Source organism: Paenibacillus sp. TAF43_2, from assembly GCF_052113545.1.
Lineage (GTDB): Bacteria > Bacillota > Bacilli > Paenibacillales > Paenibacillaceae > Pristimantibacillus.
In genome coordinates, this window is sequence record NZ_JBFRDK010000348.1 from 1 (window position 1) to 2,139 (window position 2,139).

Below are 2,139 nucleotides of genomic sequence, written 5' to 3' on the forward strand. Positions count from 1 at the left end.
ACGGTTGTCATTAATGCGCATCTAAGGATTGTTGAGAGTATGATGGATTCGAATTGTACACATGAACAATTTCGGGCTTATCTTGATCAACATGTATTCTTTTGGCCCACATTAAAGGATTGTCGCAAAATGTTGGATACTTACAAACGAAGAGAACCGGATGAAGCATTTGTTATTTTACAGTTCGAAGCATTTCCATTATTGATGGATCATTATTCGGCCGTTAAATTGTCCAAATACRATTCGGGGAGTTCACCAAGATTTCCAAAGAACTGCAAGTACAAGAAAAGTTTAGAGATGTTTCTTTCATTAGATGATTTCCAGAAAAAAGTGAATAACACTGTTCCTGTTAAAGCTTCTGAAATACATGAGCTGCTGTTCAAAGACCAAGTTATTAATCTTAATCAATATGTACAGGTCATTTATGCTGATCATGACAATGGATTACCTGAGAACTGGAGAAAACTTGTGAAGCCGTTGGAAAGTTTCTCTTAGAGTTTATGATACTTCAATTACATATGACGTTATTTCTTTTATTTTTGCTTGTTTGGAGGCGCTGCTAAACACATAAATATTACAAAAAGCATAACTTTTGTCGTTCTCAAGTTTTATAACTCCATTCGTTGCTGCCGTGTTTCCATGTGTTACGATGTTTGTTATTTGTAATTCGATGGTCTTACTTATATTCATTTGAGTCAATGCTTCGAGAAATTCATTTTTTCCGTGTATAGCGGGATATGAACCGACAATATTCCATTGCACATCATCTGTAATTTGATCCGCTATAAAAGGCATATCCTTTTGAGCAAAAGCAATATTAAATGATTTAAGAATAGATTTTCTAGGCGCGTTTCCGCAATCTACTGGACACAGTATTTTTAATTCCTCATTTTGAGGAGCCATATGAGACATTATTTTATTCCTTTCTTATTCCATTCTGTGAAGATTGCAGATTGTAAGCTTTTATGCTACAACTAACAATACAATAAACTATTTTTCTAGAGCTGGGCAACATATGTTGATCGTAAGTTTTCTTATAATCGCTTGGATATTAAGCTGGTTTAAGTTTAATCATTTATAAGCTGAGTTATTGAAGAGAACAGGAATAGGAGCGTTAGCTGATCGTGAGATTACGCAGGTTTCAGATGGCCAACTACAAAGAGCAGCTATTTGCAGGGCTCTTTTTAATCAGCCTGATATTCTTTTTGGTGACGTGACAACTGGTGCTCTGAACTCCAAAGCAACGGATGAAAATCATTCCTAAGGACACTAACACTCAGTTGGTGTTTTTTTGTTTTGTATTATTCCTTTTCGGTAGCTTGATCAAATGATGATCTAGCCAATTCAACAAGAGAATAATTTGTTCTTGTCCACTGCTTCAAGGCACTCAGTGGCTCGAGCAAAGACTCTCCCAACTTGGTAAGCGAATACTCAACGATTGGTGGAACAGACGGAGTCATATCTCGCTGAACCAAACCATCACGTTCCAATTGCCGTAAGGTTTGCGTTAGCATTTTTTTGGAAATTCCATCAATCCGTCTGCTAATATCTCCGTATCGAATAATACCGTCTTCCAATGCATAAATGACCAGTGCTGACCATTTGTTTGCAATGATTTCAAGTACTTTACTGTAAGAGCATTCAGATATCGAAATGTCGGGTTGAACGCTTTTAGCTGGAGATGATGTTTTCATTTAAGGCCCTCCTTATGCACTTTTTGGTTCATTGGAAACCTTAAAGTGCCTTCTTACTTTATTTTAGTTTGTATATTATTGTATGTCTATATTATCCATAAAGGAGAGAATATTATGAAAGTATACGAAATTAACGGTGAATTCGGAATTGATCGATTGAAGGCATCCGACCGCCCAATACCAGTGCCCCGTTCAAATGAAGTTCTTATCAAAATGCACGCGGTTTCTTTAAACGCTAGAGATTTGGGCGTTATCGATGGGTTTTATAACCCCAATTTAAATACGCCATTAATTCCAGTATCTGATGGTGTAGGTGAAGTTGTGTCCCTCGGAGAAAACTCAAACAAATTCAAAATTGGGGATAGAGTAAGTGGAATTTTCACTCAAAGCTGGATTACGGGTGAGCCGACACAACAAAACTGGATAAGTACACTAGGCAGTCCGT

At 37.0% G+C, this 2,139-nt stretch carries 4 protein-coding genes and 1 pseudogene; 3 read left to right on the forward strand and 2 right to left on the reverse strand.

The genetic code is table 11. The features are described from left to right. Positions 1 to 495 (forward strand): DUF7002 family protein (locus tag AB4Z17_RS33210; protein WP_441964699.1); only part of this gene is annotated, 495 nt, incomplete at its 5' end. Positions 496 to 498: 3 nt separating this feature from the next. On the opposite strand, the gene AB4Z17_RS33215 is transcribed toward AB4Z17_RS33210, so the two are convergent. Beyond that, positions 499 to 912 (reverse strand): nuclear transport factor 2 family protein, encoded by a 414-nt coding sequence (locus AB4Z17_RS33215; protein ID WP_441964701.1) that lies wholly within the window; start codon positions 910 to 912, stop codon positions 499 to 501. Positions 913 to 1,087: 175 nt separating this feature from the next. Here AB4Z17_RS33215 and AB4Z17_RS33220 point away from each other — a divergent pair. Next, positions 1,088 to 1,252 (forward strand): annotated as a pseudogene (locus AB4Z17_RS33220) (ATP-binding cassette domain-containing protein); the annotation flags it as partial. A gap of 49 nt (positions 1,253 to 1,301) precedes the next feature. Here AB4Z17_RS33220 and AB4Z17_RS33225 read toward each other — a convergent pair. Continuing rightward, a complete protein-coding gene (locus AB4Z17_RS33225; RefSeq protein ID WP_441964702.1) occupies positions 1,302 to 1,694 on the reverse strand; it encodes a winged helix-turn-helix transcriptional regulator in 393 nt (130 codons plus the stop codon). A gap of 114 nt (positions 1,695 to 1,808) precedes the next feature. Here AB4Z17_RS33225 and AB4Z17_RS33230 point away from each other — a divergent pair. Continuing rightward, a partial coding sequence (locus AB4Z17_RS33230) for an alcohol dehydrogenase catalytic domain-containing protein (protein WP_441964704.1) occupies positions 1,809 to 2,139 on the forward strand: 331 nt, incomplete at its 3' end.